The organism is Burkholderia sp. (assembly GCF_018375725.1).
Taxonomy (GTDB): Bacteria; Pseudomonadota; Gammaproteobacteria; order Burkholderiales; family Burkholderiaceae; genus Burkholderia.
Genome location: NZ_JAHACR010000247.1, coordinates 1 through 6515 on the forward strand (window position 1 = coordinate 1; position 6515 = coordinate 6515).

Sequence of the window (6515 nt, forward strand, 5' to 3'; positions counted from 1 at the left end):
GCGACGCCATAGTTCTAATGGTGGCGTCTCTCCGGTAGAGTTCGAACGACAGGCCAGTCTGTCAGGCTCGTAGGTGGCTATAGAAATCTGGTCGATTCATTCATAGCGCTTGAGTTGAACATGCTTCCGGTAATTTCGAGCTCGGCTGAAAAGCGTCCTGAGCCGCTCATTGCTGTAAAGCAATCCGTCGACCTCGACACCGTACGCCCAGACTCTTCTGCTCTCCGGAATTCCGGTCAGAATGTCAAGTTGTTGCGGATACGCCGGAAGTTCGATCTTTACGTCAGGAAGACCCTGCTTCCATTTTTGAACCGGAGTCATTCCCAGCGCACGATGCGGCGTTTGGTGGTATTCGTCCACAATCCACTTCACGAGGAGTTGGGTAAGTGTGTCTAGATCTATCGCCGCTTTCTTCTCCGCCTCGTAATCTCCGCGTTCGTCAACACTGGCAAAAACGGTACCGGGCAGCTTGTGTATCAAGGAGCGTTGGATCGTTCCAATCACACGTTCCACCCCTCCTTTGAATTCAGGATGACCCGCCGGGCAATACAGCATCGAGATTCCCATCTCGCCACACACCATTTGCACGGCGGAGGCATGCAGATCCATGCCGTTGTCGACCGCGATCAGATACGGGATACCATAGCCAGGGTGATCGCAATGCAATCCGACAACCTTGTCCCAACTCGTCTTTGGCAAGATTGCACGCTTGATGCATTGGAGAACTGAATGAGCAGACGGAGCTCGAAAGCTCAAATAGAACCCGAGTACTACGCGACTAAATCTGTCGATGGCTACCGTAAGCCATGGACGGCCAAGCGGGAGGTTCGTTAACGCATCGATGACCATCACATCCAACGGCGTATGATCGATCTCGACGCGATGAAGAGGGAAATCAGCTTTCGCAGTACCTTGTACCCACAGCGCCTTCCTGCTCGCAGCATTCTTGCCTAATCGAGCTTCGTCGGCTACGTCCTGCTCCAACCCCCGAAGCCAGCGATATATGGTTGACAGAACTGGACAAGTAAGCGGCTTTTCGCAAGGTCGATTTTCGTTATAGCGCTTGATCTTTCCCCTGAGCTCAACGTAGACGTCTTGTCCGGTGAGCTTCTGAGGATCGAGATAGATTTCGTTAACTGCTTCTTCGAAGAGCGCCTGTATGACATCACCGGGGCGCCGTCCGCTCCTTGTTCGCCTGTCGACCAGCGTTGTGACGCATTTCGTATGCCTGTATCGCCGCCACCACCGTTTGGTCGTTGCAACGGACGGTGGTTTCGGATCACCGATCTCCGCAGCAATCTTTGTTACCTGCTCTTGTATCCACGCATTCGTATTCGTGAAATCGCGGACAAGCCGCGTCATGTATTCGTGACGATAACGCGCAGTATCTTGATGATGCTTGGGAAACGTAGAGAGGTCCCGCGGAACGGCCGTGTAGAGAATGCTCGAATCGATATTCAGGCATCTCTCGTCAATGGACATCGTATTGAACAAGACGGCACGATAGAGTTCGTCGTCGCTCATTGTACGAGGCTCGCTCTCATCCGACTCCAGCTTTAGCTTTCCGAAGGCTGGTCGACTGATAATCGTCCATCGACGCAATCCTTCGCGGAGTACCAGTCCCTTCTTGAAGGTGAATCGAATCATGTTTGCCCCTCCACTCTCACCTCGAGAGGCGACGAATCGACTAATCGTTGCCTCTCGTCGAATCCAAGATAGCCTGCAGCAAGCAATCGCATCACCATCTGTGGGCTTCCAGCGATTGAACACGCAGCTGCAAAATTGAGCGGCCGACTGGCCGCGAGGCGCCCCATCAATTCCGAAAGCCGGAATCCGGATGGCACCTGCCGGCTGTGATACGTCAGATGCTCGAGCGTGGAGATTCTCGTCCCGGTTCGAAAGTCTTGTTCGGTCATGATCCGGAACGGCAGACCAAGACGAGCGTAATGCTCTGCGATGTCTTCCATCCGAGCGCGTAGCACCGCATTCCGAAGCTTCGCAGATGGTTTGATCTCGATATGAACGATCGTGCCATCTGTCATCGTCAGTTCGAAGTCCGGGAAGTAAATGCGGACTTCCCCCTCTCGGTCACGATAAGTCACTCGTACCGGCTGCTCGCGATAGCGCTTGATGTTCGTCGAAAATTCGAAGTGCATGGCCGCATCAAACTCAAGCCGCGATTCACACTGCACTTGTGCACGGTTCTTTTTGGATGGGTACAGGTATCGAACGCGCCGTCCAGAACGGGTCAACACTTTTCGTGAAGTTATCGTCTTTTCCATTTCGCAGGCAATAGGAGACCAACCCGCTCGGAGAGCGGGGAAAAATAGCACCGTTTTCAGGCGTAAAAACGCCCCCTCGCACGAATATCGCGCGGTAACTTAGTGCAATCGAAGGAGAGATGGCTTGACGAGTCGGGAGGGCTGGACGAAACTGCGAGCGCCAACACGGAGTGGCGTTCAGCCCTCCCTCAAAGCGAGCAAGCCTTCTGGTTTGTCTCGCTTTTTACATTTTGGCGCTCTCCTTGTCTCTTCTGACGACGCGACCGATGACCTGCCGGTCCGCACCTGGTCCAATTTCCTGCCGCAACGCGATCACGTCTCGAATCACCCGGATCTGAGTGTCCGTCAGCCTGTCCAGCTCGCGCCAAAGCTCGCTACACAGGCGAAAGACGTCTGCTGACGCCGTTTGAGGAATAGAGAAGTGTCGCGTGGAGAGCTGCAATGCCTCTCGCAGGCTCGAATCTTCGTCGTCCGACAGCCGCAGGTGTGCGGACACTCGTTCAACAAATTCGATAGAAGGCGGCCCTTTGATTCCGAGCTCGATCGCCGAGATATAGCTTTGCTCGAAGCCTATCGCTTCCGCGAGATCCATCTGACGGACACCGTAGCGGAGCCGGAGTGCGCGCAATCGTTCGGAAAAGGGACTCAACGGGTTAACTCACGGAAGACGTTCATAGCACCGGGGGATGTTATGGCGACCCCGCTCCAGAAGTCAAACTCAAGCCGCTGATTTAAAAGCGCTTTTTTGTACGATATACGCGCGACGATAGGATAATTTCGGCGACCCTGGTGCATGCATGAACGCGCGTGCTACAAAGGGATCCGGGATTTTCCCCGCGCCAGTTAGAGTGTTTACTCTAACGCACAAAATTCCGAACTTAGCCCAACACAGGACTCAACAGCTTCGCTCTTTGCAGCGATTCGAAATCGGTTCGATCCAAGCCTGGCAGCTAGTCATCCGTGTGCCTACGCCCCGCCGGGGACAATGCGTAAACCCAGTCATTCGGAAGGAAAGCTCTTCTCGCCGCTTGCACACGATTTCGCCCGAGCAGTCTCAACCCTCCCGGTTGCCCTCAAGCCTAGGATTTCGGCAAAGTTAGCAACATAATTCCCAGCATGATGAAGAATTGAAGCTACAAGCCGTGTGCTTCGACAGTCGGCATCTTTGTCGATCCGCAGAAACTCAACCACGAGGCGCGCATGACCAACATCAATGAGACCACCGGTGCGGAATTATCGTCAGTTGGTCCCAATCCCGATATTCCATCATCCGTGATCGACATGCTTACTGCACAGGTGCAGAAGATGGTTGACGAATCCGGGAATCCTAATGAATTTGACTCGCGAGCATGGGTGGTTGACTGGCTGCACTCACCGATTCCTGCTCTCGGTGGGAGACGCCCGACAGACTACCTTCACACATCCGATGGCGTTGATCTAATTTCGAGGATGCTAGTGAGCGTGCAAATGGGTGCCTACTGGTAGATCTATTTGGCATACGGCCGTAGCTGGCTCTACCTGCTATGGCGCCCCGAGTCGCTCGATATCGCAGGGCTCGCGCAAATCCGGGCAGCAGACCCGAAAGAGCGCCCATTGCGCCGTCTCCGGCAATTGACTCAACAGGATGGCAAGTGGTCTCTTCCGAGTCCAGTACGTGTCTCTCGCACATTTGAACTCATCGGCAATTTCAGCTTTCCGGTTCGCCAATTTGTTGACCTGCGTCTGATGCTTCATGAGATCGTTAAGAGCCGTGTCGAAGTCATAGACGCTTGAGTCCTCTGGCAGCTCCTTATCGAGATATGCGCTCGATATGGTTGCTCGGATAGCTTTGATCTGGGTTTCGAAAAACGCGAGGTTCTTTTGCAGTCGTTGAGGCGGTTGTTCGCCGCGAAAGCGCTGGACATCGGACTGTCCACCGGCGAAATTTCGCTCGACAAGCTGCACCTGCTGCTAGGTTGCAGTCGTGGTCAGGCGATGGGCGCTCCGTTCGACCTGCAAGAACAGGCCTTGGCCAAGGACATCGAATCCACGAAAAGCCAAAACGGCAAATACTTCCTCGTACCCATCGACGCGCGATGTGAAGCTGTGCGGCTGTATCAAGCGAAGCTGGAACACGGCAGCCGCGACATGGGCCTGTACGATGTTCCGGAACGAACGCTACCGGCCCAGCAGACGATCTTCATGGACGCGCTCGCTGCCTTGGAGTCGAAACAGATCAAGCATTGATCAGTCTGCCCGCTGTCTGTTGCGGATTCAACCCGTCGTGCGCAGAAATAGCGGGCTGCCCGGCGCCGCGCTCACGCAACCAGCGACATCGCCGAATGCGGCCTGTCCCAGCCGCACCAAATGAAAACCTTGACTACCGCTCATGCTTTGATCTCCGGATCTTCGTAGCGAATGGGCGATTTCGGCGCCGGTGCAGCGCGCAGACGTTCGGCCAGAAAATCGATCATCACACGAAGTTTGGGAAGCAAGTGTCGCGTCGGTGGATAGAGTATCCAGACTTGCCCGCTATAGTTCGGCTCAAACGTCCAGTCCGGCAGAACCTGAATGATAGATCCCTGCCGCAACGCATGACTCGCCGTGAAGAATGGCAGACTGCCGACACCGACGTGATGAAGTACGGCGTCGAGCCGCACGCCAGTATGGTTGGCGGCGTAGCGTCCATGCACCTGGACGTGAACGACCTTGCCGGCCTTGCGAAATTTCCAACGTGAGTCTCCGGGCTGCTCGCCGAGATAGATGCAACTATGCAGCTTGAGATCGTGCGGATGCCGAGGTATGCCGTGTTCTTCGAGATAGCGTGGCGTCGCGCACAGCAGGTGCTTGATGTCTAGCAGATGTCGCCCCATCAGGCCCGGCGGTGGTCGGTCGGTGATGCGAATGGCCAGGTCCATTTGATCGTCGATCAGATCCACGTAGCGATCTTCGAGTTTCAATTGAACGTCTATTTCCGGATAGCGAACCAGGAAAGGCTATATGCGGATGGACGACAAAGCGGCCAACTGCCTTGGGCGCGCTAATTCGTACCAAGCCTTGCGGCTCCTCGTGAAAACGCCCCGAGTTGGCAAGAACGCTTTCGGCCGCATTCACCATGTCGAGGCAGTCGGCGTAGACTGCCCGCCCGCTTTCGCTCAGCCTCAGCTTGCGGGTCGTGCGCTGGAGCAGTCGTGTGCCCAACGCCTGCTCCAGTCTCGCGACGCTGCGACTGGTCGCCGAGGGCGTCGTGCCCAACTGGCGAGCCGCTTCGGAAAAGCTACCGGTATCTACGACCTTCACGAAGACCGCCATCTCGCCCATCAGGGCCATGATCTGACTTGTGCTCATGACACAAAGGATATTTGGAGAATGGGCTGATTATCGCAATCCTCGTTCTTTCCTACACTGACGCTCAACTCAGCCACCCGACCCCGATGACGAAAACATCATGACGCTGCATATTGAAACACCCACGCTCGAATCCCTTCCGCTCAGCAGGGCGGCGGGAAGGCGGATCTGGCTCAAACTCGACGCCCTGCAACCTCCCGGCTCGTTCAAGATTCGTGGTATCGGCTTGGCATGCGAGGAATACGCGAGGCAAGGCAAACGCCGCTTCGTTTCATCGTCGGGCGGAAACGCCGGCATTGCCGTCGCCTATGCGGGCGAGCAGCTATCCATTCCGGTAACCGTTGTGGTGCCGGAAACCACGACCGAACATGCGAAGGCGCTGATTCGGCAGTACAACGCTGAAGTCGTCGTTCATGGTGACGCGTGGCATGAAGCGAATGCGCTGGCACAGGCGATGCTCGGTCCGGCAGACGCGTTTCTCCATCCCTTCGATGACCCGCTGCTTTGGGACGGACATGCCAGCCTGATCGACGAAGCTGTCCGTGCGGGAGTCGAACCGGATGCCGTCGTGCTTGCTGTTGGCGGCGGCGGTCTGTTTTCCGGTGTAGTGGAAGGACTGTGTCGCAATAATTTGGACGACGTGACGGTCATCGCCACGGAAACGATCGGCGCGGATTCCTTTGCACAATCACTCGAGCAGGGGCGACGCGTCGAACTGGATGCGATTACCAGCGTGGCCACTTCGCTAGGTGCGCGGCAAGTGAGCGCACGCGCGTTCGAGTTGGCCATGCAGCATCCGGTGCGTAGCATTGTTGTCAGCGACCATGATGCGCTGAACGCTTGCAGGCGCTTTCTAGACGACCATCGCATCTTGGTGGAGCCCGCTTGCGGTGCTGCGTTGGCGAC

The 6515-nt window shown here is 55.9% G+C and carries 6 protein-coding genes and 1 pseudogene; 3 read left to right on the forward strand and 4 right to left on the reverse strand.

The genetic code is table 11. The features are described from left to right. Positions 1 to 96: 96 nt before the first annotated feature. The 3 genes from KH616_RS19720 to KH616_RS19730 all read right to left on the reverse strand — a co-directional run bounded on the left by KH616_RS19720 (position 97) and on the right by KH616_RS19730 (position 2931). On the reverse strand, positions 97 to 1647 hold the full coding sequence (locus tag KH616_RS19720) for a DDE-type integrase/transposase/recombinase (RefSeq protein ID WP_292249821.1): 1551 nt from the start codon (positions 1645 to 1647) through the stop codon (positions 97 to 99). Beyond that, positions 1644 to 2282, reverse strand: coding sequence for a TnsA endonuclease N-terminal domain-containing protein (locus tag KH616_RS19725; protein ID WP_292249822.1), 639 nt, complete (start codon positions 2280 to 2282; stop codon positions 1644 to 1646). Before KH616_RS19725 ends, KH616_RS19720 begins: the two co-directional genes overlap by 4 nt. A 223-nt stretch (positions 2283 to 2505) precedes the next feature. Further along, entirely contained in the window at positions 2506 to 2931 is a 426-nt protein-coding gene (locus tag KH616_RS19730) for a helix-turn-helix transcriptional regulator (RefSeq protein ID WP_366834939.1), read from the reverse strand. A gap of 551 nt (positions 2932 to 3482) precedes the next feature. Here KH616_RS19730 and KH616_RS19735 point away from each other — a divergent pair. Next, a complete protein-coding gene (locus tag KH616_RS19735) occupies positions 3483 to 3767 on the forward strand; it encodes an MbcA/ParS/Xre antitoxin family protein (RefSeq protein ID WP_292249823.1) in 285 nt (94 codons plus the stop codon). 393 nt (positions 3768 to 4160) lie between these two features. Next, on the forward strand, positions 4161 to 4508 hold the full coding sequence (locus tag KH616_RS19740) for a hypothetical protein (RefSeq protein ID WP_292249824.1): 348 nt from the start codon (positions 4161 to 4163) through the stop codon (positions 4506 to 4508). Positions 4509 to 4648: 140 nt separating this feature from the next. Here KH616_RS19740 and KH616_RS19745 read toward each other — a convergent pair. After that, positions 4649 to 5609, reverse strand: a pseudogene (locus KH616_RS19745) (LysR family transcriptional regulator). Positions 5610 to 5709: 100 nt separating this feature from the next. On the opposite strand from KH616_RS19745, the gene KH616_RS19750 reads away from it, so the two are divergent. Further along, a partial coding sequence (locus KH616_RS19750) for a pyridoxal-phosphate dependent enzyme (protein WP_292249825.1) occupies positions 5710 to 6515 on the forward strand: 806 nt, incomplete at its 3' end.

Excerpts from the sequence above, each read along its gene's own strand:
- KH616_RS19720 (WP_292249821.1), bottom strand. The coding sequence starts at position 1,647 with ATGATTCGATTCACCTTCAAGAAGGGACTGGTACTCCGCGAAGGATTG.
- KH616_RS19725 (WP_292249822.1), bottom strand. The coding sequence starts at position 2,282 with ATGGAAAAGACGATAACTTCACGAAAAGTGTTGACCCGTTCTGGACGG.
- KH616_RS19735 (WP_292249823.1), top strand. The coding sequence starts at position 3,483 with ATGACCAACATCAATGAGACCACCGGTGCGGAATTATCGTCAGTTGGT.